The sequence below is a fragment of the Marinovum sp. J2-8 genome (assembly GCF_055808435.1).
The window spans coordinates 997,954-1,024,121 of sequence record NZ_JBVVRZ010000001.1 but is presented as its reverse complement, the minus strand read 5'-3'; the positions used below and the strand labels follow the sequence as shown (position 1 = coordinate 1,024,121).

The window sequence follows — 26,168 nt, the reverse complement described above, 5'->3', positions numbered from 1 at the left end:
CCCCCCCCTGCCCCGCGGCGGCTTTGGGCCGGGGCTTGCCCTTGGCCCATGCGCGGTCATATAAACTGACCAATTCCCGGAGGAGCCATGCCGTTTCAACCTGTTCAGCCCGAAAAGCTCTCAACCGCAGTGACCCGCCAGATCGAAAAGCTGGTCCTGCGCGGCATCCTGCGCCCCGGCGACCGGCTGCCGGCGGAACGGGATATGGCGACCCGGCTTGGCGTCTCGCGCCCGTCGCTGCGGGATGCGATCGCCGAGCTTCAGACCAAAGGCCTGTTGACCAGCAAGGCAGGCGCCGGGATCTTTGTGGCCGATGTGCTTGGCTCTGCCTTTTCCCCGGCGTTGGTTGACCTTTTCGCCCGGCATGACGATGCGGTATTCGACTACCTCTCGTTTCGGCGCGACATGGAGGGGTTGGCGGCAGAGCGGGCCGCGACCCTGGGATCTGACACTGATCTGAAGGTGGTACAGACGATCTATGACAAGATGGTCACCGCCCATGCCAAACGCGATCCCACGGACGAGGCGCAACTGGATGCCGATTTTCATCTTTCGATTATCGAGGCCAGCCACAATGTGGTCATGCTGCACATGATGCGCTCCATGTACCAGCTTCTGCGCGAAGGGGTGTTTTACAACCGCCAGATCATGTTCAAACAGCGCCTCACACGCGACATGCTGCTGAACCAACATGCCGAGATCAACAGCGCGCTGCAATCGCGCGATGGGGTCGCGGCCCGCGCCGCCATCGAAAGCCATTTGGGCTTTGTCGAAACCGCCCTGCGCGACAATATCAAGGCGACGCAAAACGAAGAAATCGCGCAACAACGCTATGAACACGAACGCAGCCGCAAGGAATAAACCGCAACGCAGAGTCTGCCGCAGGTTTTTGCCAAAGCTGATCTAAAGATTGCCAAAGAAAAACGCCCGGACCAATAAGGACCGGGCGTTTTTTGTCGTAATGATTACGGGTGGCGCTTAGTGAAGCTTGTCACCCACAGTGGTAATCGCATCGTCAATCAGTTTGCCCGCGCTGTCGGCGGTCATCTGCTTGGCAATCACCTCTTCCGCAGCGGCAACAGCGATGGACGCGGCGGTATCCCGCACGTCTTTGACTGCGCGCCCCTGGGCCATGGCGATCTGATCTTCCGCAGCAGCAACACGGCGGGCAATCGAAGCCTGCAAGTCTTGCTTGGCGCTTTCAGAAGCGATCCGGGCCTCTTCGCGTGCATGTTCGATAATACGCGTGGCCTGCTCCTGCACTTCCTGTTGCTTGCGCTCGTAAGAGGCCAGCAGAGTCTGTGCTTCTTCGCGGATCGACCGGGCTTCGTCCAGCTCGTCGCGAATGTCGTCAGCGCGTTTGTCGAGCATCCCGCCAAGCATTGCCGGAACCTTGAAGTAAATCAGGATCGCAATGAACAGCAGGAATGCCAGCAGCACGATGAAGTTCGTGTTGGTCAGCGAAAAGAACGGGCCTGTCGCGGCCAGCGCCGGGCTGGCCATGATCAAACCGGGGGCGATCAGCGCCAGTGTCAGTAGCTTGCGCATGTCTTACCCCTTCGTCCGCTGTGCCACGGCCGCGTCAATCGCCGCAGCATCGGCATTACCGCCGAGCACTTTGACGATCTCTGCTGCGGTGTCACGCGCAACTTCGACCACGTGTTCCATCGCACTTGCGCGGATTTCGGCAATCGCCGCTTCCAATTCCGCAGATTTGGCAGCGATTTCCGCATCGGCCTTGTCTGTGGCCAGCTTCAGTTCGGCAGCAATCTCGGCTTTGGTTTCCGCGATGATATTCTGTGCCTCGGCACGGGCATCCGCCAGTGCTTTGTCATAGGCTTGTTCTGCTTCACCTGCCTTGCGCTTCAGCTCTTCAGCCTTGGCAAGATCGTTGGTGATGGTTCCCTGACGTTCCGCCAGAACCGCAGCGATGCGCGGAAGCGCGATGCGGGACAGGACGAAATAGATCACAACAAGTGTGATCAGGAGCCAGAAAATCTGGTTGCCCCAGTGATCGAAATTCAGCTGCGGCATACCGGCAAAATCCGCCGAATGGGTTGCGACGCCAGTGGCATCGGCAAGCCCGTCAGCGGCATGGCCGGCTTCGGTTCCGTGCGTTTCTGTTGCCATGTCGTCCTCCTTGGGAAGTCCGGTTACCGTCGTTCGGGCGAAACAAGCCGCCCGAACGAGGCGTAAGGATCAGTCTTCCGTAAGGATTAAACGGCGAACATCAACAGCAGAGCGATCAGGAACGAAAAGATGCCCAGAGCTTCTGCAAACGCGATGCCGATGAAGAGTGTCGCTGTTTGCGACGCGGCTGCCGATGGGTTGCGCAGAGCGCGGCAAGATAGTTGGCAGCAACGTTGCCAACACCCAGGGCTGCGATGCCTGTGCCGAGACCTGCAATGCCTGCGCCGATATGTGCGAGTTGACCTTCCATGGGTGTATCTCCTTACGATTGGAAGTTGAAATTCAGGGTTGTTCGAAGGATGCGCAATTGCTGCGCACCGCTGATTAGTGAGACGGGTGCAGCGCGTCCTTGAGGTACACGCACGTCAGGATCGTGAACACATAGGCCTGGATAAAGGACACCAGGATTTCCAGTCCGTACATTGCCGTGATGGCAAGAACCGACACCGGGCTGACAACGGCAAGTGCGGCAAAGCCTGCAAAAACCTTGATCACGGCGTGACCAGCCATCAGGTTACCGGCAAGACGAATTGAATGGCTGACCGGGCGCACGAAGTAGGAAATCACCTCGATCACCGCGAGAACCGGACGCAAGGCCAAGGGCGCAGAGCTGACCCAGAACAGGCCCAGAAACTTTGTGCCATGTTTGACAAAGCCGACAACCGTCACAGTGACAAATACCAGCAATGCCAGCACGATCGTGACCGCAAAATGCGATGTGGTGGTAAACGACAGCGGGATAAGCCCAAGGAAGTTGGACATCACAATGAACATGAACAGTGTCATGATGTAGGGAAAGAATGCCAAAGCATCTTTGCCCGCCACGTCTTCGACCATTTTATAGACAAGCCCATAGGCCATTTCGCCAATCGACTGGGACCGCGAAGGGATAATCGCGCGGCGCGACGTCCCCAGAACCATCAGCGCGATGACCGCCACAACAGCAATGAACATCCAGAGTGTTGCATTGGTGATCGTGAACATGCCGACATCGCTGCCGCCGAACAGCGGCTTGACGATAAACTGGTCCATCGGATGGAAAACCAGACCGCCCTCTTCTGCACCATGCGCTTCAGTCGCCATTTTTGTCCCTCTCGTCCTCGTCGGCTGTTTCAGCCGTTTTCGTCTTCTGGATCTCGTTTGCCGTGCGCATCATTGTTTGCACCCCGGCGGCAAAGCCCAGCAATGTGAACAGCACCAGGAAGATCGGCATTGTGCCAAACAGGCTGTCCAGCCCATACCCGATGCCAAAGCCGATCCCGAGACCGGCGACCAATTCAATCACCATTCGCCAGGCCATGTTTGCCTGAGAATAATGTTCCTCTTGATGGGGCTTGGCCTCTGTGCCCTTGAGCTTGGCAATTCGTGCGTCCAGCGCGTCTAGCCGCTTGCGATGCTCATGGTCTGGCAAGCTGATCCCCATCTTGTGTTCTGCCGATGTGCTAAGGCGCAACGCGCGCCGAGTCAACACGCGACGCGCGGTGGTGAAAATTCGATTAGACGGCTGTTTTCAAACAGTTTTTCACAAGAAAACATCCGGGCTGACAAAGCGCCGCAGGCCCAATGCAGTGCATTTGGGCCTGACAGCTATATTCAACTGAATGGTTGATCTTGTATTTGGCTCAATGCACCGTTGTCGCGCAGAGCATTTTGCGGGCCACGCAACGGGCCGCCCGCAAAGAAAGTCATATCGGCAAAGCCGGTCGTTTATGGTGTGCCGGTTGTCGAAGACGAGCTCGACGAGCTCGAGGAACCCGCGCCACCCAGAAGCAACAGGCCAAGGCCCGCCGCAGGTGCCAACCAGACACCCGGTCCGGAACCAACCGCCACTTCGGTCGCGCAATCATCACGCACCACGTCGGTCCGTTGGTTTGCGGCACCTGGGCCCAACTCACCAAAACCTTGTGCTGCGACCTGATGGCCTGCGGCCACAACAACGTTGCCAACGCTCTGGGCCCGCGCTTGCGACAGGGCCTGGTTGTAGCTTGGCGAACCAATCGAGCTGGAAAATCCGTTGATCGCGATTATGCCTGTTTGTGCACCTTGCGCAAATGCGGCAATGGCGGCGGCCTGCGATCCAGTAGGTGTGGATACGTTAATGGGGAAGAATACGCTCAGCGTACAACCTTCCTGCTGCACACTTTGTGCAGAGGCGGCCGAAGCAAAATGAAGGCTGGCGGCAATAAGTGCAGCGCGAAATACGCTGTTTTTCGAAATCATGTCTGATCCTCTCGTCTGCTAGCGATACTGCTCACAAAATATTCCAAACCTCAGAAATTTCCAAACTTCAGAACACTGATTCGAACGTGTCCCAACCGCCCGTGCGCATCGCGTGGAGATTATCTTGAATTATTACCCTCAGGTCAATGACAGTTGCACCAAGTCGGCGAAAGCCTGCTACTTGACCGCAACACTTTGGGCGTCTACGCCATCAGGCGTGACACCAACGCTTTCACTTGACGCGGTTTTTGCCGCCCTCGCCGATCCAACCCGGCGCGCCATCCTGTCCATGTTGCTGGAGGATGACATGGCCGTCACTGATGTGGCAGAGCCATTCGAGATGTCACTTGCCGCGATTTCCAAGCATTTAGCGATCCTGACTCGGTCTGGGTTGATCAGTCAAGAGAAACGTGGCCGGGTTAAATGGTGCAAGCTGGAACCAGACGCGCTGCGCGATGCATCGGTGTGGATGCAGGGCTTTGGCCAGTTCGAGCCGGTGAACCTTGAGGATTTCGAGAGATTTTTGGCCAAAGAGCTGCCGGAACAAGACGACGCCTAGATCGGCGTTCGACGCCCGTCCCGGCCGTTTTCGCGTCGCAACAAGACCAACAAAGCGGCAATCGTCAGCCCGACACCAACCAGAATCAGGGGCGGCGGCGTGCCGTGGCCCAAAGCGGCCTCCCACAGCAACACCCAGGATGGCGTCAGATAGGTGTAGGCCATGACCTTTGACGCCGGCAATCGCAGCGAGGCCACCTGAAGCAACATGAAACTGAAGGCCGTGGAAAAAACCACCAGATACCCCAACGTGAGCCAGACAAGACCCGGCAGTTCGCCCCAGCGCGTCGCACGGACGTCAGACCAGCCGTAGATCCCGATCATGATCGCCCCGGCAATCAGAATTCCGGTGGTGAACACCAATGGCGGCTCACCCCGGTTGAGCCTTGCCAACAACGGAATATAGACCGCATGACACAGACATCCGAGGAAATAAATTGCCTCGCCTTCGCCAATCTCGAACCGCAGCAAGGTGGCGATGTCGCCCTGAAAAATGACCCAAAGCGCGCCCATGGCGCCGATCCCAAGTCCAAGGGCAATCGGCCCTGTCAGGATCTGGCGCAACAAGAGATAGCCAAATCCCGCCGCCATCACCGGTGTCAGCGTGAAAACCGCGGCGGCGCTGACCGGCGTGGCGGTCTTCAGACCATGGAACATCAAGATGAAATAGGTTCCGAAAAACCCGGCCAACAGGAAATAGCGCCAGGGGGCCGTGACGTGGGATCGGCGGAATTGCCCGGTGGCCGCCGCCATCGCCCCCGTCACAACCGCCGCCAAAGCAAAGCGCGCGAATTGAAGCGCCGCCAGCGCGATGGCATTCGCCGCCATCACGCCAAGTGAAAACGACCCCGCCACCAGCGCCGAAAACACCAACATGGCCAAATGGCCCTTGGTCGCCTCAGTCACCCGCGGTACAGGTTTTTTCCCATTCCCGCGCACGCGCCTTGAGAAAATTCAAAAACGCCTGAACCTTGGCGGCGCGGTGCAAATCCACATGGGTCACCAGCCACAATTGCGTCGCCCATTCCTCGCGTTGGGGCATGACCTGAACCAGCTTCTCGTGCCGCTTGGCCTCGTACACCGGTACAAAGCCAATGCCCGCCCCGGCCAGAACCGCCTCGGTCAAGGCACGCATGTCGCTGCTGCGGAACACGATAGAGCTTTCGGGCACCTGTTCGTTGAGCCAGCGAAAGATCGGGGCGCGGCTGCGCATTTCATCATGACTGACCAGCCGGTGCCCCGCCAGATCCGCATCGCTTTGCGGCATGCCATGCGCCTCGACGTAATCGCGGCTGGCATAAAGCGCAAAGGGATGGCGAAAGAAGGGTTGCACCACATTGTCGGGCTGTTCCGGCGCCGATCCCGCCCGGATGGCCACATGAGCCTCGCCATATTCCAGCCGGAACAACCGGTCGCCGGTCAAATACCGCAGGATCACATCGGGGTATTCACGTTGAAAGTCCGCCATCACCGGCGCGAATTGCGTCGACATGCCAACAAGCGAGGTCACAACCAATTCGCCGGCCACCCCTTCACCGCGGCCTTTGATCCGCCCTTGCAGCTGATTGAACTGATCTTCGGTGGCCTGCGCCACCCGCAAAAGATCCTCTCCCGCTTCGGTCGGGGTGTAGCCGCGTGCATGGCGTTGAAACAGTTTTGCCCCCATCTGCGCCTCTAGCGCATCAATGTGGCGAATGACTGTGGCGTGGTGCACCCCCAGAACTTCGGCGGCCCCGCTGACGGTGCCCTTGATCGCCACTTGATAGGCGGTGCGCACCTCACTCCAATTGTCCATGATGTCCTCGCAAGAAAATTCACTGTGCGTCAAATCACATAACCTGTTAATTTGACGATATTGCGTTCGATGATGCAATAGCCAAATGTGGGGCATGACACTGGATATTTCCAACCCCGGAGAGAAAAAATGACGTCCCATACTGTTTTGCGCATCGACGCATCCGCCCGCAAGTCAGGCTCGGCCACCCGCGCCCTGACCGACAATCTTGTGCAATCCCTGGCCCCGACAAAGGTCATCACCCGCGATCTGGCCGATACGCCATTGCCGCAGATTGACGAAACCTGGGTTGGCGCGAATTTCACGCCCGCCGATGACCGCACCGATGCCCAGGTGACCCGCCTGGCACAATCCGATGCTCTGGTTGCCGAATTGCAGGCGGCAGATACAATTGTCATCGGCCTGCCTGTCTATAACTTTTCCATTCCCGCCGCGCTCAAGGCCTGGATCGACCTTGTGGCCCGCGCCGGCGTGACATTCCGCTACACCGCCGAAGGCCCCGAAGGTCTCTTGACCGGGAAAAAGGTTGTTGTGGGCTTTGCCTCTGGCGGTGTGCCGCTCGGCTCGGACTATGATTTTGCCTCGAAATACCTGACGCATGTTCTGGGATTCCTTGGGCTGACGGATGTGAAATTCGTGACCGAAAACGCCGAAACCCCTGACAGCGGTGATGTGGCGGCCTAACCGCCACGCCCGTCCGGTCCGGGGCAAAGCCTCACTCACATTCGACCCTCCCCCAATGACCTCCTCCAATGACCTCCGGGCCGCGCAGATTTTCCTGCGCGGCCCGATTTGCGTTTGCGCCGCGCCCGCTTGACTCTGCCATGTCAAACCCGTAGGTCTGCGGCCAATACCCGGAAGATTTATCCCTTCCGGTCCCTTGGGCTATGCCCGGGATCGCCTCCCACCAGCGCGTTGCGCCCGTGGGAGCGTTTGTGCTTTGAGCGGTCGCATCTTATGTGTGCGGTCAACGGAAACAGATCAGGAGGCATCGTGCCCCATGTTTGAAAATCTGTCTGAACGCCTGTCCGGCGTCTTTGACCGCCTGACCAAACAGGGCGCGCTTTCGGCTGATGATGTAAAAACCGCCCTGCGCGAGGTCCGCGTCGCCCTGTTGGAGGCTGACGTATCGCTGCCTGTCGCGCGCGATTTCATCAAAGCGGTCGAGGCCAAGGCCACCGGCGCCGCCGTCACCAAATCCGTCACACCGGGCCAGCAAGTCGTCAAGATCGTGCACGACGCGCTGATTGATACGCTCAAGGGCGAAGGCGAACCCGGCACGCTGAAGATCGACAACGCCCCTGCCCCGATCCTGATGGTCGGTTTGCAAGGTTCCGGTAAGACCACAACCACCGGCAAATTGGCCCGGCGGTTGCGCGAACGGGATGGCAAAAAGGTATTGATGGCTTCGCTCGACATCTATCGCCCGGCGGCGATGGAACAGCTCGCGGTGCTGGGCAAGCAGGTTGGCGTTGATACGCTGCCGATCGTCAAAGGCGAAAGCGCGGTCCAGATCGCCAAACGTGCCAAGCAACAGGCGACGCTGGGCGGCTATGACGTCTATATGCTCGACACCGCCGGGCGTTTGCAGATCGACCAGACCCTGATGCAAGAGGTCGAGGATGTGCGCGACGCGGTCGACCCGCGCGAAACGCTTCTGGTGGTCGATGGTCTGACCGGTCAGGTCGCGGTCGAAGTGGCCGAAGAATTCGACGGCAAGATCGGCATTTCCGGTGTCGTCCTGACGCGGATGGACGGCGATGGCCGTGGCGGTGCGGCGCTTTCAATGCGTGCGGTCACCGGCAAACCAATCAAATTCGTCGGTCTCGGCGAAAAGATGGACGCGCTCGAAACATTCGAGCCTGAGCGGATTGCCGGCCAATCCTTGGCATGGGCGACATCGTCGCGCTGGTGGAAAAGGCGCAGGAAACGCTTGAGGCCGAACAGGCCGAGCGGATGATGAAACGCTTTTCCAAAGGCCAGTTCAACTTCAACGATCTCAAGATGCAAATCGAACAGATGATGAAGATGGGCGGCATGGAAAGCATGATGTCGATGATGCCCGGCATGGGCAAAATGGCGAAACAGGTCGAAGAATCCGGTTTCGACGACAAGGTTCTGCGCCAGCAGGTCGCCCTCATCAACTCGATGACCAAAACAGAACGCGCCAACCCGCAATTGCTTCAGGCCAGCCGAAAAAAGCGGATCGCCAAGGGCGCGGGCATGGAAGTGTCCGAATTGAACAAGCTTCTGAAAATGCAGCGCCAAATGGGCGACATGATGAAGAAGATGGGCAAAATGGGCAAAGGCGGCATGCTGAAACAGGCCATGCGCGGCATGTTTGGTGGCAAGGGCGGTCTTCCGCCCGAAATGGCCCAGGGCATGGACCCCAAAGCGCTGGAGGCCGCAGCCAAACAGATGGGCGCCAAAGGCGGCCTTCCCGGCGGCCTCGGCGGTCTTGGTGGTCTGGGCGGCGGCGCGGCCCTGCCCCCCGGTCTTTCGGGATTTGGCAAAAAGAAATGACGACCTTCGCCCAATATCCTTGCGGTTGGCACAGGCATGACCTTGCCACGACCGGGGCAGATCAATGACCGTATTGTCCGTCGACATTCCCGTGATCGAGACCGAGCGGCTGATCCTGCGTGCACCGCAGGAAAGCGATTTCGAGGCGCATGCCACATTCATGGCCAGCGACCGATCGCATTTCATCGGCGGCCCGACAGATCGTTATCAGGCATGGCGCGGGTTTTCCTCGGCATTGGGGCATTGGATGCTGCGCGGCTATGGCGGATGGACCATGACGCTCAGATCTGACGGCACCCCGGTCGGGCGCAGCGGCTATATCTTTAGCGAAGGCTGGCAAGAGCCGGAAATCGGTTGGCACGTCTATGGCGCGTTTGAGGGCAAAGGCTATGTCTTTGAAGCCGCAGAGGCGATTTTGAAGCTCGGTCCGGCCAAATTCGGCTTGGACAAAGTGATCTCCTACATTGATCCGGCCAACACCCGGTCTGCGGCACTGGCCGAACGGTTGGGTGCGGTGCTGGAATGCAAAAGCGAATTGCTGGGCAAGCCCTGCAATATCTATCGTCACCGCTCTTATGCGGGGGAATAGATGCCGCTGTCGCAAATTCCCGTGCTGGAAACCCGACGTCTGGTGCTGCGTGGCCCAGAGGCCGAGGATTACCCTGACTTCAAAGCCACCTTCAGCTCGTATCGGTCGCGTTTCATGGGCGGTCCGCTGAATGCCTATGAGGCCTGGATGCTGTATGCCGCCGAGATCGGCCATTGGAAGATCCGCGGCTATGGCATGTGGATGGTCCATTTGAAGGACAACGACGAAACTGTCGGCATGGTCGGTCATTGGAAACCCGCGAAATGGCCCGAGGCGGAAATCGCTTGGATCATCTGGCCGGATCGTGCCGGGCGCGGTTTTGCGCTGGAGGCAACCCATGCGGTGCGCGCCCATGCCTATGACGTGCTCGGATGGAAGACGGCGGTCAGCTATCTTGATCCGAAAAACCTCGACAGTATTCGTCTGGCCGAACGGCTGGGGGCGCAAAAAGACCGCGACGCCCAGACCGTGGATGGCGGCGATGTGGTCTATCGCCATCCAACCCCGGACGCCCTGAACGGAACCCAGCTGGCCCATGGCATCGACATGGAGATCAGCCACTACGCCGATCCGCTTTTTACGCCGAAAGGATATGCACTTGACTGATCCTGTCACCCGCGCCGCGACGTTGCTCAAGGGCCACCGCGAAAGCATCGACCGACTTGACGCAATCCTGGTCTATACGCTGGGCGAGCGGTTCAAACACACCCAGGCCGTTGGCGTTCTGAAGGCCGAACACGACCTGCCCCCTTCCGACCCGGACCGCGAAGCCCAGCAAATCGCGCGACTGGAGGATTTGGCACTTCGGGCCGATCTCGACCCGGATTTCGCCAAGAAGTTCCTGAACTTCGTCATCGCTGAAGTCATTCAGCACCACAAACAGCACCAGAGCTGATCGACGCTGGTGCCCCTCTGATCTGACCGGCATGCCGCCGATCAAACACGCCATTCAAAGGAGAAACTCACAATGGCCATCAAAATTCGTCTCGCCCGCGGCGGCTCGAAAAAACGTCCCTTTTACCGCATCGTGGCCTCCGACAGCCGCATGCCGCGCGATGGTCGTTACATCGAACGTCTGGGCACCTATAACCCGCTGCTGCCGAAAGACAGCGAAGAGCGCGTGAAAATGGACCTGGAGCGCGTGCAATACTGGCTCGGCCAGGGCGGCCAGCCCACCGACCGCGTGGCCCGTTTCCTGGAAGCGGCCGGCGTTCTGGAGAAGAAAGAGCGCGCCAACCTGAAAAAAGGTGAGCCGGGCAAGAAAGCTCAGGAACGCGCTGAAGAAAAAGCCGCCAAGGCAGCTGAAGCGGCCGAAGCCGCTGCCGCACCGGCAGAAGACGCCGCCGCAGAATAAGCTGTGGTTCTGGGCCCGGACGATATGTCCGGGCCTTTTGCAAAGCGATATCTGACTTGCGCCTGATCCGATTGATCTTTTTTGTCGCGACTGCGTTTGTGGCCGGTATGCTGTTCGAACGTTCCGAACAGCACGGGGCATGTGAATCGTCAGGCGGGCAATGGGTGCGCGCTGGCTACTGCGGAGAGGGTACACAATGACCGAACTGGTCTGTGTTGGGGCAATTGCCGGCGCTTTTGGCGTCCACGGCGAGGTGCGGATCAAAAGCTTTACCGCAGAGCCGCTTGCCATTGCCGATTACGGCCCGTTGTTTACCGAAGATGGCGGGCGCAGTTTTGATCTTGCGCTGGATCGCGCGGTCAAGAACGGCTTTGCCGCGCGTTTGTCGGGCGTGCTGACCAAAGAGGCCGCTGATGATCTGCGCGGGGTTCAGCTTTTTGCCCCAAGAGACCGGTTGCCCGATTTGCCGGATGATGAATTCTACCATGCCGATCTGATCGGGATGACGGTGCAGGACACCGGCGGTGCCGTATTGGGCACGGTCAAAGCGGTGCACAACCATGGCGCCGATGATTTGCTGGAAATTCACGGACCGGGATTGAAGACCTCCGTGCTGTTGCCGTTCACCCGTGCCGCTGTGCCCACCGTGGATATGGCCACCGGGCGTATCGTGGCCGATCCGCCAATCGGATTGTTTCCCGACGCGGATCCGGCCTAACCTGTGGATTGCGGCGGCGCAAACGCCCCACGTGTTTGCAAGGCCAACAGGCGCGCCAGATGCTGCGCCCGCACCGGGCCACGATCCTGCATTTGCGCCGGTATGGCGGCCCAGGCCTTCAACAACCGATGACGGGTATAGAATTCGGCGACGTCCTGTTCCAACCCTTTACAATGCCGTGAAAAAGACCGCCGCCATGCACCGGGCATCAGGCCCGGTTCCCCCGGCAATTCCGGCAGATACAACACCAGATCTGCCCAAATCTCTCCGACATCGCGGCCCACTGGATGCTGCGCCAGATTTTCGAAATCAATCCCGGTGATCCTGTCGCCATCAAACAGCAGATTTGCCAGCGTCATGTCCCCGTGCAACACCGCGCGGCGCACAGTGCGCCCCTGCAGCGTCTCTGCCGCAGCGCGCAGTGCCTGATGCGCGGCGGCATATCCCGCAGCCTCGGCACATTCCGGTGCCATGGGCAGGCGCTCTAACGCACCCAGCGGATCGAACCGCCCCAGGCTGGTGTCGCGTGCATCATGAAAGCGATGCAGCCAAGCGCCGGCCTGCATCATGATCCTGTCCGGGCTTGTTCCCGTCTGCAACGCCCGACGCCCCGACTGGCCCGGCACAAAATCCAGCAGCAACGCGCGCTCATCCTCAGCAAAGCCCAGCAGGCGCTGCGCCTTCAGATCGCTTTGTTCGCGGAAAATGCGCCCGGCCTGACGATGCGCCCGCACAATGCGACGAAACCGCGCCAGATCCGTGCCGGGAAACAGCTTCACCACATCGCGCCGGACCCGCCAGACATTGGGGGCCAGCCCCTCGACATCATCGACGGGCAGATCCGGGCGCAACGCGGCCCAAGCCGCCATTGGAAGGGTGTTCAAGATCATTCAGTCCTTTTGACGTGAAATCCCGGCCCGCGCAATTTCTTCGGCCCTTCCCCCCGACCATCCGCCGCGCTAAGGAGCGATCATGACACAGGACCGCCCCACCCCACCGACGAAATCCCATGGCCGCAAGGCCGTGCGCCCCACGTTGAAACCCGAACCCCTGATGGGTGACACCGCCGACCTGCACGGGGTCTGGCGGGCCACGATCATCACCTTGTTCCCGGATCTGTTTCCCGGCGTGCTGGGCGGGTCGCTGACCGGACGCGCGTTGAAAGACGGGCTGTGGCAAATGGATACCGTCAACCTGCGCGACTTCGGCGAGGGCAAGCACCGCAATGTCGATGACACCCCGGCCGGTGGCGGCGCGGGGATGGTTCTGCGCCCCGACATCATGGGCCGGGCGATCGACCATGCAATGCGCAAAGGTCCGGGGCCGCTGATCTATCTGTCGCCGCGTGGCCGCCGTTTTGATCAGACCATGGCCAAAAGCCTGGCCACCACCCCCGGTGCGGTGTTCATCTGTGGCCGGTTCGAAGGTCTGGACCAGCGGGTGATCGACCACTATGGCATCACCGAGGTCAGCCTTGGTGATTTTGTCATGACCGGCGGCGAAATCGCGGCGCAGGCGATGATTGACGCCACTGTGCGGCTTTTGCCCGGCGTGCTGGGCAATGAGGCCAGCGCCGAGGAAGAAAGCTTCTCTGACGGGTTGCTGGAACATCCGCAATTCACCAAACCCGCCGAATGGCAGGGCCACAAGATCCCGGATGTGTTGCTGTCCGGCCATCACGGCGAAATTGCCAAATGGCGCCACGCCCAAGGCCAGGCCATAACCCGCGCCCGCCGTCCCGATCTTTGGCAGGCCTGGCAAAAGCGCCAGGAAAACGAGCCCCCTGAATAGAAGCTGCTTTATCGCCCTGTCCGTGCTATCCTGTGCCTGTTTTTGCACGCATTAAAAAAGGGGAACAGGATGGCACTTTCACTGCAAGTACTTTACCCGGCGACCGATGGCACCACTTTCGATATGGACTATTACCTTGGCACCCATATCCCGATGGTGGGCGAACACATGGGCGCATTCATCGAAAACGTGCTGGTGACCAAGGGTCTGGGCGGCGGTGCCCCCGATGCACCCGCGCAATACCATGCGGTTGCGACAATGACATTTGCCGACAAGGATGCATTGAATGCGGCATTGGCCGCGGCCCCGCCGGTGGTGGCCGATATCGCCAATTTCACCAATGTCGAACCGCAGATGATGGTTGGCGAAGTCATCGCCTGACGTCTTTGCCCCGATGGCCCGGATCGACGGTCTTTTTCCTTGTATACGCGGCCATTCTCTGGTTTACCGCGCCCATCCCGCGCCTTGCTGGTCCTATGCCAATTCCTGCCTTCTTCTGGCAGGGGATGCACAGACCACGAAGCCAGACGCGTGATACGAGACTAGCAAAGCCGACCTGATCTCTGGCGGGCGTGATGACACGGACCCGAAAGAAGACCGAGAGCTCTGAGGCCGACCAACTTCACGGACCAACCGTGAGCCAGATAGGAGCCGATCACATGAACCTGATCGCACAACTCGAGGCGGAACAAATCGCCTCGCTCGGGAAGGACATTCCCGATTTCAAGGCCGGCGATACCATTCGCGTCGGCTATAAAGTGACCGAAGGCACACGCACCCGTGTGCAGAACTACGAAGGCGTCTGCATCAGCCGTAAAAACGGCGACGGCATTGCCGGTTCCTTCACCGTTCGCAAGATTTCGTTTGGCGAAGGCGTGGAACGTGTGTTCCCGCTGTTTTCGACCAACATCGACAGCATCACCGTGGTCCGCCGCGGCCGTGTTCGTCGCGCGAAGCTGTACTACCTGCGCTCGCGTCGCGGCAAATCGGCCCGTATCGCCGAAGATGCAACATACAAGCCCAAGGCCGCCAAGGCCGGGGCCGAAGCGTAAGGAGCGGGCAGATGAAGCAAGAGATCCATCCCCAATACCACGTCATCGACGTCAAAATGACCGATGGCACCGTGGTTCAGATGCGCACCACCTGGGGCAAGGAAGGCGACACCATGACGCTGGATATTGACCCGACGGCTCACCCGGCGTGGAACGGCGGCTCGACCCGTCTTCTCGACCAGGGCGGTCGCGTTTCGAAGTTCAAAAAGAAATACGAGGGGCTTGGGTTCTAAGAACCCAAACCACGCCATGCAAATACGCAAGGCTGCCCCCGGATCATCCGCGGGGCAGCCTTTTTCTTTTGGCCCTCGTTTACGTTTACACCCTATTTTGTGAAAGCGAGGTTTTCATGCAAACCGTTTCAAGCGATATCTCCCCCCGCCCCTCACTAATGCGCGAAGCGCTGGTGCTGGCGGCGTTGATCATTCCCGGCCCCTTTGCCATTGACATGTTCCTCCCGGCGATGCCCGACATCACCCGTGATCTGGGCACGTCCATTGCCGCCACCCAGATGACATTGACCGCCTATTTCATGGCCTTCGGTCTGGCGCAGATGGCCTATGGCCCCTGGTCCGATGCCGCGGGCCGCAAAAAGCCGCTGTACCTTGGGCTGGTGATCTTTCTGATCGGCACATTGGCCTGCACCTTTGCCACCTCCATTGGCCTGCTGATCGCGGCGCGGGTGTTTCAGGCCCTGGGCGCGGCGGTCTTGATGGTGGTGCCCCGCGCCATCATCCGCGATCGCCACACCGGCGAAAGCGCGACCCGGCTGATGGCCCTGGTCATGTTGGTGATGTCCGTCTCTCCCATGCTGGCACCGCTTGCAGGCTCGCTGCTGATGGGCTTTGGCGGCTGGCGGGTTATCTTTGGCGTGCTGGCCCTGGCGGCGGCACTGGCGCTGTTTCTGACATTCCGGACCTTGCCGGAAACGCTCGCGACACAGGACCGCCGCCCGGTCAATGCCGCCAGCATGATGGCCGGCATCCGCCAATTGTCGCGCGACCGAAGCTTCATGGGCCTGACGTTGGTCGGCGGCTTCGGCATGGCCAGCTTCTTTGTCTATATCGCCATGGCCCCGTTTGTCTTTACCGGCGCTTACGGTCTCAGCCCACAGCAATTCAGCCTCGCCTTTGCCGTCAACGCGGTTGGCTTCTTCCTCGCGTCACAGGCCGCCGCTGGCCTGGGCGCCCGGTTTGGCGCCACCCGCGTGGTGGTGATCGCCACCTGTGGCTTCGCAACCTTTGCCACCTTGCTTGGCATCTGGGCCGCCCTGGCCCCCTTGCCAATGGTCGGCCTGATCCTCGGACTGGCCCTGGGCAATGCCTGCCTCGGATTGGTGATCCCCACCGCAATGGTGCTCGCGCTTGAGGATCACGGCCCCATGGCCGGGCTGGCCTCCTCTTACGGGGGCACGTTGCAAATGGTGATCGGCGGCGGAATGATTGGCGTCACCGGCATCTTCTTTGATGGCTCCCCCGCCCGCCTGATCCTGGCAATCCTGATCTGCGCCGCACTGGCGGTGATTTCTGTGATCGCCACCCGCCCAAAGGCCGCTCTGCCAGCCTAGGCGGCAGCGAACAAAAACTCCGGCCTGCCCCACCCCATTCAGGTTCATCCGGGGCAGGCCTTTCATCTGACAAGAAATATCCCGGGGGTTTGGGGGCTGGCCCCCAACCTGTCGACACGCCCCGGCGTGGCGAAAAACCACCGCAAAGCTGGCCCCGGCGGCGCCCCACAAGATTTCCCGCAGGAAACCACACCGCCCCTCTTGCTCCCCACCCGACTTGATGGGAAGAAGCAGGAAAATCTGAACAACCCACTGAACATAAGACTGGCCCAAGGTTCGGGAAAATTCCCGGGCTTCTCTGGCCAGACCTAAAGGCAAAGGGGCAGCGCCATGGCGCATCTCATCGTGGTCGGCAATGAAAAAGGCGGCGCAGGCAAATCGACCGTGTCCATGCATGTGGCCACGGCGCTTGCGCGGATGGGGCACCGTGTTGGCGTGCTTGACCTTGACCTGCGGCAGAAAACCTTTGGCCGCTACATGCACAACCGCAGCAGCCATATGGCCGAAATCGGCCTGAGCCTGCCGTCGCCGTACTACCTCGATCTGCCAGATCGGGCCAATGGCGCCACCGGTGACGACACCAGACTGCACGACGCCCTTGCCACCTTGCACCCGAACAATGACTTCATCCTGATCGATTGTCCGGGGTCGCACACCAAACTCAGCCAAACCGCGCATGCGATGGCCGACACCTTGGTCACACCACTGAACGACAGCTTCATCGACTTTGACCTGCTGGCACATATCGACACCTCGGGCGAAAACATCACCGGGCCCTCCGTCTATTCCGAAATGGTCTGGCGGGCGCGGCAGATGCGGGCACAGGCCGGACAAAAGCCGATTGACTGGATCGTGCTGCGCAACCGCGTCGGGTCTCAGCAGATGGTCAACAAGATGAAGATGGAAAACGCGGTCGCGCGGCTGGCCAAACGCATCGGCTTCCGCGTCGGGCCCGGGTTCTCCGAACGGGTTGTCTTTCGCGAATTGTTCCCCCGTGGGTTGACGCTGTTGGACCTGCGCGATGCGGGCGTGCGGCAACTCAACATGTCCAACATCGCCGCCCGCCAGGAATTGCGCGAATTGATCAAGGCGCTGAACCTGCCCGGTGTGACCGTCGATTTCTAGCGCCCCCCCCCCAATAGACCGCAGACAGATCCACCCGGCAAAAACGCCCGGCAACCCCACCCGGAAATCTTGGCTTGCCGAAATGGGATCTACCATCTAGCGTCTATCCCATGGGCGCGCGCATTCACCAATTGAAACAATACGCATGGTTGTTTTTGGCCATGCTATTGGTGCCAGTCACCTTTCATTACTACACAGAGTTCAGCAACACACGCATGCGCTGCCATGTGCCCAGCACCTGGCCACTGGAACATCTGGTCTTTGAACTGTTTCCCTATGTGATTATCTCCATCATTTTGTTGTTCTCCTGGCTGTTTTCTGTTCGAGCCATGAAATCAACTGAGTTGATTGGCCAAACCCTTTTGGTTGTGACAATCGCGTTTGAATACAGCGTATTCCTGTTTGCCATCATCTATTATCAATATGGCCTGATGGTGCAATATGATCACGAAGACCTCTTTGTGGCCAATACCTATGTCAACAGCCAGATCTTTTCCGGTCAGGGCGATCTTGCGCAGATCATGATCGACCAGGCGGCGCAGGACACCCCGGATACATCCGAACCGGGCCGAGTTGTCCTGGCACCGACATGGCGCTGGCAACAGGGGCTGGCCGATGAGGGCGCGTTGTTTTACGGCAATCAAATGCTGCAATTTACCGAAGATGCCGAAATTCATCACCCGATTGCGACCAACAAATGGGACTATCTACTGTTCTCGCTCAGCGTGGCCCTGCCCGGTGTGCCCCGGCCCAATCTGGCGATTTGCCCCCGTGCCAATCATTTTCAGATCGGCCAGGTCTTCTGGGGCTTGGTGCTGGGCCTGATTGCAATCTATCTGGCCGGTCGAATCGACAAGACCGGCCCAGCCAGGTCACATACCAATCATGTTGAGGAATCGCCCAATACCCCGATGCTCGTCCAACGGGTCGCTCGGGGTCATGAACCAGATGTCTTCCATGTAAATGGTCGCACCATCGGCGGTCTCGGCAAACGCCGACATAACCTCAGAGCCGTAAGGGCCAGGTTCAACCGACGGTGACACCGGCAGCCGTGTCACATTCACATCTGTCAGCTCGATCAATTCATCTGGCGTGAATTGCCCGTCGCCATCGTCTTTCCACAAAGCCAGCCCCGCCAGCTCTGCTCCGGCCAGGAACCGATCCGAATCCGTATCCAGCAGAGCAAGTTTCTCGAATCCATTTTCGAATACCAGGCTTTCGCCAGTTTCACTGCGCCCAACCGTGCCAAACAAATGCCGTCCGGTCAGATTGCCCTCGGGCACCCCTTCCGAAAGATCGACAAGAAATGCGTCCCGCCCCCCCTTGATCCAATCGACCGGCTCTGGGGTCCCCACATCAAAGATGTCGAAATCAACGTATTTCTCGATTGAAAACAAGGAATAAACTTTTTCCCGCGCCGTGGTGTGACCCATGATGTCGATATAGCCATTGCCATTCAGATCCAGGACAATCGGACAGCCCTCGGCCTCATTCGATTGCTTCACCGACCCAATAAACAAAGCGGCAGCCATAGCCGGGAATCCCAAAGCCAGAGCCGCACTGCACCCGTTCAGTGTGATTGACTTAACCATCATGGACCCTCCTTAGATTGAGTATACTAAGCACAACGGTCCGTTTTTTCAAAGAAGGCATGGCGGCCATGCCCGCAAAACACAAAAAAGGGGCCGCCCAAAGGCGACCCCTAAAGTCTTCCGGTTGGAAGGCGTGATTTACATCATGCCGCCCATGCCGCCCATGCCGCCCATGTCGGGCATGCCGCCACCGGCTGCGCCGGCTTTCTCGGGCTTGTCGGCAACCATGGCTTCGGTAGTGATCAGCAGACCAGCAATCGAAGCGGCGTCCTGCAGTGCTGTGCGCACAACTTTGGCCGGGTCGATGACGCCGAATTTGAACATGTCGCCATATTCTTCGGTCTGTGCGTTGAAGCCGAACTTGACGTCTTCGCTTTCGCGGATTTTGCCAGCCACAACCGAACCGTCAACACCGGCGTTTTCTGCGATCTGACGCAGCGGTGCTTCCAGCGCTTTGCGCACGATCGAGATACCAACGTTCTGGTCGTTGTTGTCGCCTGTCAGACCTTCGAGCGTTTTGCCCGCTTGGATCAGAGCAACACCACCGCCAACAACGATGCCTTCTTGTACAGCAGCGCGAGTTGCGTTCAGAGCATCGTCAACACGATCTTTGCGCTCTTTCACTTCAACTTCGGTCATGCCGCCAACGCGGATAACAGCAACACCGCCAGCCAGTTTGGCAACGCGCTCTTGCAGTTTCTCACGGTCGTAATCCGAAGTGGTTTCTTCGATCTGTGTACGGATCTGGGAAACGCGTGCTTCGATTTCGGCTTTCTCGCCTGCACCGTCAACGATGGTGGTCTCGTCTTTGGTGATCGCAACTTTCTTGGCTGTGCCCAGCATGTCCATGGTCACGGACTCCAGCTTCATGCCCAGATCTTCCGAGATCACTTGACCGCCGGTCAGGATCGCGATGTCCTGCAGCATGGATTTGCGGCGATCGCCGAAACCAGGTGCTTTGACAGCTGCGATTTTCAGGCCGCCGCGCAGTTTGTTGACAACCAGAGTTGCCAGCGCTTCGCCTTCGACGTCTTCTGCAATGATCAGCAGCGGTTTTTGCGACTGGATCACTTGCTCGAGCAGCGGAACCATCGGCTGAAGCGACGACAGTTTTTTCTCGTGCAGCAGGATCATGCAGTCTTCGAGGTCTGCAATCATCTTGTCGGAGTTGGTCACGAAGTAAGGCGACAGGTAGCCACGGTCGAACTGCATGCCTTCGACAACATCGGTCTCTGTTTCCAGGCCTTTGTTTTCTTCGACGGTGATGACACCCTCGTTGCCGACTTTTTGCATCGCGTCAGCAATCTGCTGGCCGATTTCTTTTTCGCCGTTGGCGGAGATGGTGCCAACCTGCGCAACTTCGGCGCTGTCGGACACGTCACGCGACGCGGCTTTGATCGCTTCCACGACTTTGGCTGTCGCCAGGTCGATACCGCGCTTCAGATCCATCGGGTTCATGCCGGCGGCAACCGATTTCAGACCTTCTTTGACGATGGCCTGGGCCAGAACGGTCGCGGTGGTGGTGCCGTCGCCCGCTTCGTCGTTGGTGCGGGAAGCAACTTCCTTCACCATTTGTGCGCCCATGTTCTCGAACTTGTCTTCCAGTTCGATTTCCTTGGCAACCGATACACCGTCTTTGGTGATGCGCGGCGCGCCAAAGGATTTGTCGAGCACAACGTTACGGCCTTTGGGGCCGAGTGTCACCTTCACCGCGTCAGCGAGGATGTTCACACCCTTCAGCATCTTGTTGCGGGCATCGGTGTCGAATTTGACGTCCTTGGCAGACATATATGTCTCTCCTTGACTAGAATTTCGGTGGAAATCGGGAAGCGGGCCGGTGCCCTGCCCCCCGCGACAATCAGGCGATAACGCCCATGATGTCGCTTTCTTTCATGATCAGCAGCTCTTCGCCGTCCAGCGTGATCTCGGTGCCCGACCATTTGCCGAACAGGATCTTGTCACCCGCTTTAACGTCGAGAGTCACACGCTCGCCTTTGTCGTCACGTGCACCTGCGCCCACGGAAACGACTTCGCCTTCCTGGGGCTTTTCTTTTGCACTGTCTGGAATGATCAGACCGCCAGCGGTTTTTTCGTCGCCTTCAACGCGACGCACAAGCACGCGATCATGAAGCGGTGTAAATGCCATCTTTGCAGCTCCTCGGCTCAAAGTTAGTTTCAGTCCCCCCTCTGTTCCCGTCCGGGCCAGAGGGCATTATCACTCACCCTGTTTGAGTGCTAACGTCGCATAGCTAGGGAGTCGGAAATCCACTGTCAACTGTCGGGTCGGGAAAAATCACGCCGTTTTCCGATGATTCCTGCGCTGCATTGCGGCAAAATTTTCAATAGCCGCGGGGAGAAATACTTGCGTCTGGCTTTATGTTATCTCATAACAAACCTGACCCCTCTCCGGTACGCTGTGTTTCAGCGTTCCGATACAAAAGCTTTGCGTGCCCGTTACATTCTGCGGGCAGTTAGGCCGCGATGTCCGCCGTTGCAAAACCGGCATCCGCAACTCTGACCACCGGGGATTTCCATGAAAACGTCATTCTTCGCAGTCGCGGCCGCGCTTGCCGCCTCCACTGCTTCCGCCCAAGACCTGCCGCAAGCCAACAGCGATTGGTTCACCGCAGGCCAGGCCCATATCGAAGCGATGCTGGCCCGTCAGCCCAACACCGGCAAAGCCAAAAACGTGATCCTGCTGGTGTCCGACGGCAACGGTGTTGGCACCAACTATGCGACACGCGTGTTTGCAGGCCAGCAGGAAGGCAAGCTCGGCGAAGAGCATGTTCTGCCGTATGAGACCACCGACTGGAACTCTGCGATTGTCAAAACCTACAACATCAACGCCCAGACCCCTGATTCCGCCCCCCGCCGGCGCGATGAATTCGGGCATCAAACAGCGTTTCAACCTGATCAACCTGAACGAAAACGGCATTCACGAAGATTGCTCGTCCGTGACCGGCAACGAAGTGACCGTGTTCTCGGAACTGCAAACCGAAGCGGGCAAATCCGTCGGCATCATTTCCACCGCGCGCCTGACACATGCCACACCGGCCGCTGTCTACGCCAAGACCGCCAACCGCAACTGGGAAGATTCGGTTCCAGAAGATTGCACCGCACAAAAAGACATCGCCTCGCAGCTGATTGACGCGATGGAAGCGGGCACAATCGATTTCGCAATGGGCGGCGGCGGTCGTCACTTCCTGCCTGCGGATTTCGAAATGGGCAACCTCAAGGGGCGTCGCAAGGATGGCGAAAACCTGATCGAAAAGGCCACCGGCCTTGGCGCGCAGTTCGCGTCGGACACAGAATCGTTCAACGCCCTGGATCTGGCCGCCGATTCGCCGATCCTGGCGCTGTATGAAAACAGCCACATGCAGTACAACGCCGACCGCACCGACGAACCTTCGCTGGCAGAGATGACCAAATCGGCCATCGAATACCTGTCGAAGAACGAAAACGGTTTCTATCTGGAAATCGAAGCGGGCCGCGTCGACCACGCCAGCCACGCCGGCAACGCCTATCGCACGCTGACCGATGGTCTGGCCTTTATCGACGCCGTGAAAATGGCGGATGAACTGACCAACGACGAAGACACGCTGATCATCGTCACCGCCGACCACGAGCACGCGATCGCGTTCAACGGCTACTGCGGCCGTGGCTCTGACATCACCGGCCTTTGCATGGGTGTTGCCAAAGAAGGCGATTCGCACTCGGGCGAGCCGCTGTTGGCAAAAGACGGCAAGCCATACACCGTTATCGGCTTCCTCAATGGCACCGGTTCGGTCCTGCGCGAAGATGTGAACTGGGTCGGCGCACGCCCCGATCTGACACAGGACGACGCGACCGACATGGATTACATCCAACAGGCGCTGATCCCGACGTCGTCGGAAACCCACTCAGGCGAAGACGTTGCCGTCTATGCCAAAGGCCCATGGGCACATTTGTTTGATGGCACCATCGAACAAAACGTGATTTTCCATGTTATGAACCATGCCGTGAACGCCGAATAATCGGCACCCTGATTTCAGGATTAAGGGGGCCGGTGACACGGCCCTCTTTTTCGTTTCTGGCCCAAGATTCCCATTGCGGGTCACGATATGTAATACTATTACACACAGGACATCAATATGGACCGTCGCAGTTTCATGTTTTCCGCCGCCGCCCTTGCCACCCCGTCGCTGCTGTCCGCAGCCGAGCCGATCAAACTGCGCGACCTCTATGGTGCAGGGCGCGAATTTTCCGATCTGGCACAAGAGCTTGAAGGCCAGCGCATCACGGTCACCGGTTTCATGGCACCACCGCTGAAGGCCGAATCCAGCTTCTTTGTCCTGACCAAATTGCCGATGGCGGTCTGCCCCTTCTGCGAGACCGAGGCCGAATGGCCAAACGATATTCTGGCGGTTTACACCAAACGGACCGTCAAGGTGATCCCGTTCAACGTCAAAATCGACACCGCCGGCACGCTGTCTCTGGGTGGTTTCAAAGACCCGGACACCGGATTTGTCAGCCGCGTGCGTCTGCTTGATGCGACCTATGGCTGATCCTCGCCGCCTGCCTCTTCGGGTCACCAACCTGCGCATCGCCAATCCGCGTGGCCGGGTTCTGGTGGATGTGCCGGATATTGCGGTTGCCCCGGGCGAGGCATTGGGCATTCGTGGCCCATCCGGCGCCGGGAAATCGACCCTTTTGTTTGCGCTTGCCGGGTTGATTAAATCCGCAAGCGGCCAGGTTGTCTGGGGCGATCAGGATCTTCTGAACCTGTCGGCCGAGGCCCGCACTGCCTTTCGCGCCGAAAACATGGGCCTGATCTTTCAGGACTTTTTGCTGTTCGAAGAATTGGGCGCCGCGGCCAATGCCGGGGTTGGATCGTTCTTTCGCCGCAAATCCACGCGCCCCGACCTGCGCCAGCGCGCCGACAGGATGCTGACCCATCTTGGCATTCGCGACGAGGCCCGCAACGTCACCAGCTTTTCCGGCGGTGAACGTCAACGCGTCGCCGTCGCCCGCGCCCTGGCGCATGACCCGGCCCTGCTGTTGGCGGATGAGCCTACGGCCAGCCTGGACCGCGCAGCTGCAGACAGGTTGGTCGGTGACCTGATCGATCTCACGCGCGCCGAGGGCAAGACGCTGATCACCGTCAGCCATGACATCGCCCTGCTGGACCGCATGGATCGGGTGATCCTGATCCAGGATGGCAAACTGGTGGAGACCGAAAATGTCTAGTCTCTGGGCTTCGCTGTCCGCCACATGGCAGGATAGTCTGATCGCGCTGGCGCTGGTCCTTCCGGGGCTGATCATCGGCGCCCTGACCATTCGCGGCTTTGCCCCCTGGGCGCTTGTGCGGGCGCTCCTGTGGCGCTTTCGCTGGCCGAACGTGATGTTCGTGCTGCTGATCGCCGCCTCGGTCGGCATGGGCATCGGATTGATCGCCCAGGAACGTGGCCTGCGCAAAGGCACCGCCGCCGCCGCCGATAAATTCGACATGATTGTCGCCGCCCCCGGCAGTGAAATGACCCTGATGCTGGCCTCTGTCTATCTCCAGCCGTCTGATGTGCCGCTGCTGAAGGGCCAGATCTACAACGAGATCGCCAACCATGACCGCGTGACAATTGCCGCGCCGCTGGCCTTCGGCGACAGCTTCGGCGGCGCGCCGATCATCGGCACGATTGCTGATTTCGCCCGGTATCTGAGCGACGACCAGATCGAAGGCCGCATGTGGCAAGACACCTTCGAGGCAATTGCCGGCGCCTATGTGCCATTGGACATCGGCGACAGCTTTGTCCCGTCACATGGCTTTGGTGACACCGCCGAGGACGATGCCCATGGCGACCAGATCACTGTCGTCGGCCGCATGGCCCCAACCGGTTCGCCCTGGGACCGCGCGATCATGGTGCCTGTCGAATCGGTCTGGGCCGTGCATGGTCTGGCCAATGGGCATGCGCCGGATGCCCCGGTTCAGCTCGGCCCCCCTTATGATGCGGCCTATTTCCCCGGCACACCGGCCATCGTGGTCAAGGCGGACGAGCTTTGGGCGACCTATTCCCTGCGCTCGGAATTCACCCGCGACGCAGAAACCATGGCCTTCTTTCCCGGTACCGTTCTTGCCGAACTTTATGCCGTGATGGGCGACGTGCGCCAGGCGATGTCGCTGATGACACTGGTGACCCAGGTGCTGGTGGCGACATCGGTTCTGGTGGGCATGTTCATCCTGACCCGGCTGTTCCGGCGACAAATGTCGCTGCTGCGCGCTCTGGGCGCACCGGGTCGTTTTGTGTTGTCGGTGGTCTGGTCCTATGCCGCGATGTTGCTGGTCAGCGGCGCGGTCCTCGGGCTTGGGGTCGGCTTGGGCGCGGCCCATGCCCTGTCGCGCATTGTCACCGCCCGCACCGATATTCTGGTAGTGCCGCAAATCGGCTGGACCGAGGTGCATTTGCTGCTCGGCTTCCTCTCCGTCACCCTCCTGTTGTCCCTGCTGCCTGCCCTTGCGGTCCTGCGCCGCCCGATTGTCGACGGGCTGCGCGCCTGACCTTCGAACTGATCCCTGAAAGGAACACACCCATGCGTTTGATCCCTGCTCTGCTGCTCTCCCTCGGGCTGGCGACCACTGCCATTGCCGACGACACCCATGACGACCACGATCACGACGAACAAGACACTCACCTCGCGGTGATGGACGGGGTCGAGGTACTGCACCCCTGGACCAACGCCGGCACCGGCCCAATGACCCTGATCTTTGCCGAAGTGGAAAACACCGGCGACACCGCCCTCACCCTGCTTGGCGCAGAAAGCGATGACGCGACCAGCGCCGAACTGGTCGGCTTCATGTTGAAGGATGGCAGCGAAAACTATCAGGTGATCCCGATGCTGGAAATCGCCCCGGGGCGGGAATTGGATCTCGCCCCTCGTGGCGTGGCCATTCGTTTGAATGGCCTGTCCACCCCGCGCACCGAAGGCGACGAAATTGAAATCCACCTTCTGACCGACCGCGGCGAACTGGCCTTGCGTGTCGCGGTCGAAGCCGAAGACGCGATGAAGCACAGCCATGCCGGACATGCCCATTAACCGCCGCAGTTAAATGCGACCGGCCTTCT

At 59.4% G+C, this 26,168-nt stretch carries 30 protein-coding genes and 3 pseudogenes; 22 read left to right on the top strand and 11 right to left on the bottom strand.

From position 1 onward, the window contains the following. Positions 1 to 87 precede the first annotated feature (87 nt). Complete coding sequence (locus tag AC0L4F_RS05165; RefSeq protein WP_244686034.1) at positions 88 to 861, top strand: FadR/GntR family transcriptional regulator; 774 nt, start codon at positions 88 to 90, stop codon at positions 859 to 861. 117 nt (positions 862 to 978) lie between these two features. Here the strand turns inward: AC0L4F_RS05165 and AC0L4F_RS05160 are convergent, their stop codons facing one another. The 6 genes and pseudogenes from AC0L4F_RS05160 to AC0L4F_RS05135 form a co-directional block, all read right to left on the bottom strand. Beyond that, complete coding sequence (locus AC0L4F_RS05160) at positions 979 to 1,548, bottom strand: F0F1 ATP synthase subunit B (RefSeq protein WP_244686032.1); 570 nt, start codon at positions 1,546 to 1,548, stop codon at positions 979 to 981. Positions 1,549 to 1,551: 3 nt separating this feature from the next. Further along, positions 1,552 to 2,130, bottom strand: coding sequence for a F0F1 ATP synthase subunit B' (locus tag AC0L4F_RS05155; RefSeq protein ID WP_280520453.1), 579 nt, complete (start codon positions 2,128 to 2,130; stop codon positions 1,552 to 1,554). 86 nt (positions 2,131 to 2,216) lie between these two features. Continuing rightward, positions 2,217 to 2,440: pseudogene (locus AC0L4F_RS05150) on the bottom strand (F0F1 ATP synthase subunit C). Between the two features lie 74 nt (positions 2,441 to 2,514). Beyond that, the gene (locus AC0L4F_RS05145; RefSeq protein WP_244686030.1) at positions 2,515 to 3,273 is read right to left on the bottom strand and encodes a F0F1 ATP synthase subunit A; all 759 of its coding nucleotides are present in this window, start codon (positions 3,271 to 3,273) and stop codon (positions 2,515 to 2,517) included. Beyond that, entirely contained in the window at positions 3,263 to 3,601 is a 339-nt protein-coding gene (locus AC0L4F_RS05140) for an AtpZ/AtpI family protein (protein ID WP_244686027.1), read from the bottom strand. Before AC0L4F_RS05140 ends, AC0L4F_RS05145 begins: the two co-directional genes overlap by 11 nt. A 296-nt stretch (positions 3,602 to 3,897) precedes the next feature. After that, a complete protein-coding gene (locus AC0L4F_RS05135) occupies positions 3,898 to 4,410 on the bottom strand; it encodes an OmpA family protein (RefSeq protein WP_244686025.1) in 513 nt (170 codons plus the stop codon). Between the two features lie 217 nt (positions 4,411 to 4,627). On the opposite strand from AC0L4F_RS05135, the gene AC0L4F_RS05130 reads away from it, so the two are divergent. Beyond that, positions 4,628 to 4,969, top strand: a complete 342-nt coding sequence (locus AC0L4F_RS05130; RefSeq protein ID WP_244686355.1) for an ArsR/SmtB family transcription factor — start codon at positions 4,628 to 4,630, stop codon at positions 4,967 to 4,969. Here the strand turns inward: AC0L4F_RS05130 and AC0L4F_RS05125 are convergent. Further along, a complete protein-coding gene (locus tag AC0L4F_RS05125; protein WP_244686023.1) occupies positions 4,966 to 5,874 on the bottom strand; it encodes a DMT family transporter in 909 nt (302 codons plus the stop codon). The genes AC0L4F_RS05130 and AC0L4F_RS05125 overlap by 4 nt on opposite strands. Then, the gene (locus AC0L4F_RS05120) at positions 5,867 to 6,763 is read right to left on the bottom strand and encodes a LysR family transcriptional regulator (RefSeq protein ID WP_244686021.1); all 897 of its coding nucleotides are present in this window, start codon (positions 6,761 to 6,763) and stop codon (positions 5,867 to 5,869) included. The genes AC0L4F_RS05125 and AC0L4F_RS05120 overlap by 8 nt, the downstream gene beginning before the upstream one ends. Before the next feature lie 129 nt (positions 6,764 to 6,892). On the opposite strand from AC0L4F_RS05120, the gene AC0L4F_RS05115 reads away from it, so the two are divergent. From AC0L4F_RS05115 to rimM, 7 genes and pseudogenes are all read left to right on the top strand, one after another. Beyond that, positions 6,893 to 7,447, top strand: a complete 555-nt coding sequence (locus tag AC0L4F_RS05115; protein ID WP_280520452.1) for an FMN-dependent NADH-azoreductase — start codon at positions 6,893 to 6,895, stop codon at positions 7,445 to 7,447. Positions 7,448 to 7,763: 316 nt separating this feature from the next. Further along, positions 7,764 to 9,286 (top strand): annotated as a pseudogene (gene ffh, locus AC0L4F_RS05110) (signal recognition particle protein). Positions 9,287 to 9,350: 64 nt separating this feature from the next. Further along, entirely contained in the window at positions 9,351 to 9,875 is a 525-nt protein-coding gene (locus AC0L4F_RS05105) for a GNAT family N-acetyltransferase (protein WP_244686019.1), read from the top strand. After that, positions 9,876 to 10,481, top strand: a complete 606-nt coding sequence (locus tag AC0L4F_RS05100) for a GNAT family N-acetyltransferase (protein WP_244686017.1) — start codon at positions 9,876 to 9,878, stop codon at positions 10,479 to 10,481. Further along, positions 10,474 to 10,770, top strand: coding sequence for a chorismate mutase (locus AC0L4F_RS05095; protein WP_244686015.1), 297 nt, complete (start codon positions 10,474 to 10,476; stop codon positions 10,768 to 10,770). The genes AC0L4F_RS05100 and AC0L4F_RS05095 overlap by 8 nt, the downstream gene beginning before the upstream one ends. 72 nt (positions 10,771 to 10,842) lie before the next feature. Next, positions 10,843 to 11,229, top strand: coding sequence for a 30S ribosomal protein S16 (gene rpsP, locus AC0L4F_RS05090; RefSeq protein WP_244686013.1), 387 nt, complete (start codon positions 10,843 to 10,845; stop codon positions 11,227 to 11,229). Between the two features lie 196 nt (positions 11,230 to 11,425). After that, positions 11,426 to 11,947: a ribosome maturation factor RimM gene (gene rimM / locus AC0L4F_RS05085; protein WP_244686011.1), complete on the top strand. Its 522-nt coding sequence runs from the start codon at positions 11,426 to 11,428 to the stop codon at positions 11,945 to 11,947. On the opposite strand, the gene AC0L4F_RS05080 is transcribed toward rimM, so the two are convergent. Then, positions 11,944 to 12,831: a phosphotransferase gene (locus tag AC0L4F_RS05080; protein ID WP_244686008.1), complete on the bottom strand. Its 888-nt coding sequence runs from the start codon at positions 12,829 to 12,831 to the stop codon at positions 11,944 to 11,946. The two genes, rimM and AC0L4F_RS05080, sit on opposite strands and share 4 nt — an antisense overlap. A gap of 88 nt (positions 12,832 to 12,919) precedes the next feature. On the opposite strand from AC0L4F_RS05080, the gene trmD reads away from it, so the two are divergent. The 7 genes from trmD to AC0L4F_RS05045 all read left to right on the top strand — a co-directional run bounded on the left by trmD (position 12,920) and on the right by AC0L4F_RS05045 (position 18,522). Beyond that, entirely contained in the window at positions 12,920 to 13,738 is an 819-nt protein-coding gene (gene trmD, locus AC0L4F_RS05075; protein WP_244686006.1) for a tRNA (guanosine(37)-N1)-methyltransferase TrmD, read from the top strand. A gap of 69 nt (positions 13,739 to 13,807) precedes the next feature. Continuing rightward, positions 13,808 to 14,119 (top strand): EthD family reductase, encoded by a 312-nt coding sequence (locus AC0L4F_RS05070; RefSeq protein ID WP_244686004.1) that lies wholly within the window; start codon positions 13,808 to 13,810, stop codon positions 14,117 to 14,119. Positions 14,120 to 14,397: 278 nt separating this feature from the next. Beyond that, the gene (gene rplS, locus AC0L4F_RS05065; protein WP_244686001.1) at positions 14,398 to 14,790 is read left to right on the top strand and encodes a 50S ribosomal protein L19; all 393 of its coding nucleotides are present in this window, start codon (positions 14,398 to 14,400) and stop codon (positions 14,788 to 14,790) included. Positions 14,791 to 14,801: 11 nt separating this feature from the next. Next, entirely contained in the window at positions 14,802 to 15,023 is a 222-nt protein-coding gene (gene rpmE, locus AC0L4F_RS05060) for a 50S ribosomal protein L31 (protein ID WP_244685998.1), read from the top strand. A gap of 116 nt (positions 15,024 to 15,139) precedes the next feature. Further along, a complete protein-coding gene (locus tag AC0L4F_RS05055; RefSeq protein ID WP_244685996.1) occupies positions 15,140 to 16,357 on the top strand; it encodes a multidrug effflux MFS transporter in 1,218 nt (405 codons plus the stop codon). Between the two features lie 330 nt (positions 16,358 to 16,687). Continuing rightward, positions 16,688 to 17,482, top strand: a complete 795-nt coding sequence (locus AC0L4F_RS05050; RefSeq protein ID WP_244685994.1) for a division plane positioning ATPase MipZ — start codon at positions 16,688 to 16,690, stop codon at positions 17,480 to 17,482. A 110-nt stretch (positions 17,483 to 17,592) separates the two neighbouring features. Then, entirely contained in the window at positions 17,593 to 18,522 is a 930-nt protein-coding gene (locus AC0L4F_RS05045) for a hypothetical protein (RefSeq protein WP_244685992.1), read from the top strand. 690 nt (positions 18,523 to 19,212) lie between these two features. On the opposite strand, the gene groL is transcribed toward AC0L4F_RS05045, so the two are convergent. Both groL and AC0L4F_RS05035 read right to left on the bottom strand, forming a co-directional pair. Further along, positions 19,213 to 20,862, bottom strand: a complete 1,650-nt coding sequence (gene groL, locus AC0L4F_RS05040; RefSeq protein WP_244685990.1) for a chaperonin GroEL — start codon at positions 20,860 to 20,862, stop codon at positions 19,213 to 19,215. Between the two features lie 70 nt (positions 20,863 to 20,932). Next, entirely contained in the window at positions 20,933 to 21,220 is a 288-nt protein-coding gene (locus AC0L4F_RS05035) for a co-chaperone GroES (protein WP_244685988.1), read from the bottom strand. Positions 21,221 to 21,607: 387 nt separating this feature from the next. Here AC0L4F_RS05035 and AC0L4F_RS05030 point away from each other — a divergent pair. The 6 genes and pseudogenes from AC0L4F_RS05030 to AC0L4F_RS05005 all read left to right on the top strand — a co-directional run. Continuing rightward, positions 21,608 to 21,880 (top strand): annotated as a pseudogene (locus tag AC0L4F_RS05030) (alkaline phosphatase); the annotation flags it as partial. 73 nt (positions 21,881 to 21,953) lie between these two features. Next, on the top strand, positions 21,954 to 23,087 hold the full coding sequence (locus AC0L4F_RS05025) for an alkaline phosphatase (protein ID WP_348524060.1): 1,134 nt from the start codon (positions 21,954 to 21,956) through the stop codon (positions 23,085 to 23,087). A gap of 117 nt (positions 23,088 to 23,204) precedes the next feature. Next, positions 23,205 to 23,618: a hypothetical protein gene (locus tag AC0L4F_RS05020; RefSeq protein ID WP_244685985.1), complete on the top strand. Its 414-nt coding sequence runs from the start codon at positions 23,205 to 23,207 to the stop codon at positions 23,616 to 23,618. After that, entirely contained in the window at positions 23,611 to 24,300 is a 690-nt protein-coding gene (locus tag AC0L4F_RS05015) for an ABC transporter ATP-binding protein (RefSeq protein ID WP_244685983.1), read from the top strand. Before AC0L4F_RS05020 ends, AC0L4F_RS05015 begins: the two co-directional genes overlap by 8 nt. Next, a complete protein-coding gene (locus tag AC0L4F_RS05010; RefSeq protein ID WP_244685981.1) occupies positions 24,293 to 25,603 on the top strand; it encodes an FtsX-like permease family protein in 1,311 nt (436 codons plus the stop codon). The genes AC0L4F_RS05015 and AC0L4F_RS05010 overlap by 8 nt, the downstream gene beginning before the upstream one ends. Positions 25,604 to 25,635: 32 nt before the next feature. Continuing rightward, complete coding sequence (locus tag AC0L4F_RS05005; RefSeq protein ID WP_244685979.1) at positions 25,636 to 26,139, top strand: copper chaperone PCu(A)C; 504 nt, start codon at positions 25,636 to 25,638, stop codon at positions 26,137 to 26,139. Positions 26,140 to 26,168 lie beyond the last annotated feature (29 nt).

Excerpts from the sequence above, each read along its gene's own strand:
- AC0L4F_RS05165 (WP_244686034.1), top strand. The coding sequence starts at position 88 with ATGCCGTTTCAACCTGTTCAGCCCGAAAAGCTCTCAACCGCAGTGACC.
- AC0L4F_RS05160 (WP_244686032.1), bottom strand. The coding sequence starts at position 1,548 with ATGCGCAAGCTACTGACACTGGCGCTGATCGCCCCCGGTTTGATCATG.
- AC0L4F_RS05155 (WP_280520453.1), bottom strand. The coding sequence starts at position 2,130 with ATGGCAACAGAAACGCACGGAACCGAAGCCGGCCATGCCGCTGACGGG.
- AC0L4F_RS05145 (WP_244686030.1), bottom strand. The coding sequence starts at position 3,273 with ATGGCGACTGAAGCGCATGGTGCAGAAGAGGGCGGTCTGGTTTTCCAT.
- AC0L4F_RS05135 (WP_244686025.1), bottom strand. The coding sequence starts at position 4,410 with ATGATTTCGAAAAACAGCGTATTTCGCGCTGCACTTATTGCCGCCAGC.
- AC0L4F_RS05120 (WP_244686021.1), bottom strand. The coding sequence starts at position 6,763 with ATGGACAATTGGAGTGAGGTGCGCACCGCCTATCAAGTGGCGATCAAG.
- AC0L4F_RS05115 (WP_280520452.1), top strand. The coding sequence starts at position 6,893 with ATGACGTCCCATACTGTTTTGCGCATCGACGCATCCGCCCGCAAGTCA.
- AC0L4F_RS05105 (WP_244686019.1), top strand. The coding sequence starts at position 9,351 with ATGACCGTATTGTCCGTCGACATTCCCGTGATCGAGACCGAGCGGCTG.
- AC0L4F_RS05100 (WP_244686017.1), top strand. The coding sequence starts at position 9,876 with ATGCCGCTGTCGCAAATTCCCGTGCTGGAAACCCGACGTCTGGTGCTG.
- rpsP (WP_244686013.1), top strand. The coding sequence starts at position 10,843 with ATGGCCATCAAAATTCGTCTCGCCCGCGGCGGCTCGAAAAAACGTCCC.
- rimM (WP_244686011.1), top strand. The coding sequence starts at position 11,426 with ATGACCGAACTGGTCTGTGTTGGGGCAATTGCCGGCGCTTTTGGCGTC.
- trmD (WP_244686006.1), top strand. The coding sequence starts at position 12,920 with ATGACACAGGACCGCCCCACCCCACCGACGAAATCCCATGGCCGCAAG.
- AC0L4F_RS05070 (WP_244686004.1), top strand. The coding sequence starts at position 13,808 with ATGGCACTTTCACTGCAAGTACTTTACCCGGCGACCGATGGCACCACT.
- rplS (WP_244686001.1), top strand. The coding sequence starts at position 14,398 with ATGAACCTGATCGCACAACTCGAGGCGGAACAAATCGCCTCGCTCGGG.
- rpmE (WP_244685998.1), top strand. The coding sequence starts at position 14,802 with ATGAAGCAAGAGATCCATCCCCAATACCACGTCATCGACGTCAAAATG.
- AC0L4F_RS05055 (WP_244685996.1), top strand. The coding sequence starts at position 15,140 with ATGCAAACCGTTTCAAGCGATATCTCCCCCCGCCCCTCACTAATGCGC.
- AC0L4F_RS05050 (WP_244685994.1), top strand. The coding sequence starts at position 16,688 with ATGGCGCATCTCATCGTGGTCGGCAATGAAAAAGGCGGCGCAGGCAAA.
- AC0L4F_RS05045 (WP_244685992.1), top strand. The coding sequence starts at position 17,593 with ATGGGCGCGCGCATTCACCAATTGAAACAATACGCATGGTTGTTTTTG.
- groL (WP_244685990.1), bottom strand. The coding sequence starts at position 20,862 with ATGTCTGCCAAGGACGTCAAATTCGACACCGATGCCCGCAACAAGATG.
- AC0L4F_RS05035 (WP_244685988.1), bottom strand. The coding sequence starts at position 21,220 with ATGGCATTTACACCGCTTCATGATCGCGTGCTTGTGCGTCGCGTTGAA.
- AC0L4F_RS05025 (WP_348524060.1), top strand. The coding sequence starts at position 21,954 with ATGAATTCGGGCATCAAACAGCGTTTCAACCTGATCAACCTGAACGAA.
- AC0L4F_RS05020 (WP_244685985.1), top strand. The coding sequence starts at position 23,205 with ATGGACCGTCGCAGTTTCATGTTTTCCGCCGCCGCCCTTGCCACCCCG.
- AC0L4F_RS05015 (WP_244685983.1), top strand. The coding sequence starts at position 23,611 with ATGGCTGATCCTCGCCGCCTGCCTCTTCGGGTCACCAACCTGCGCATC.
- AC0L4F_RS05010 (WP_244685981.1), top strand. The coding sequence starts at position 24,293 with ATGTCTAGTCTCTGGGCTTCGCTGTCCGCCACATGGCAGGATAGTCTG.
- AC0L4F_RS05005 (WP_244685979.1), top strand. The coding sequence starts at position 25,636 with ATGCGTTTGATCCCTGCTCTGCTGCTCTCCCTCGGGCTGGCGACCACT.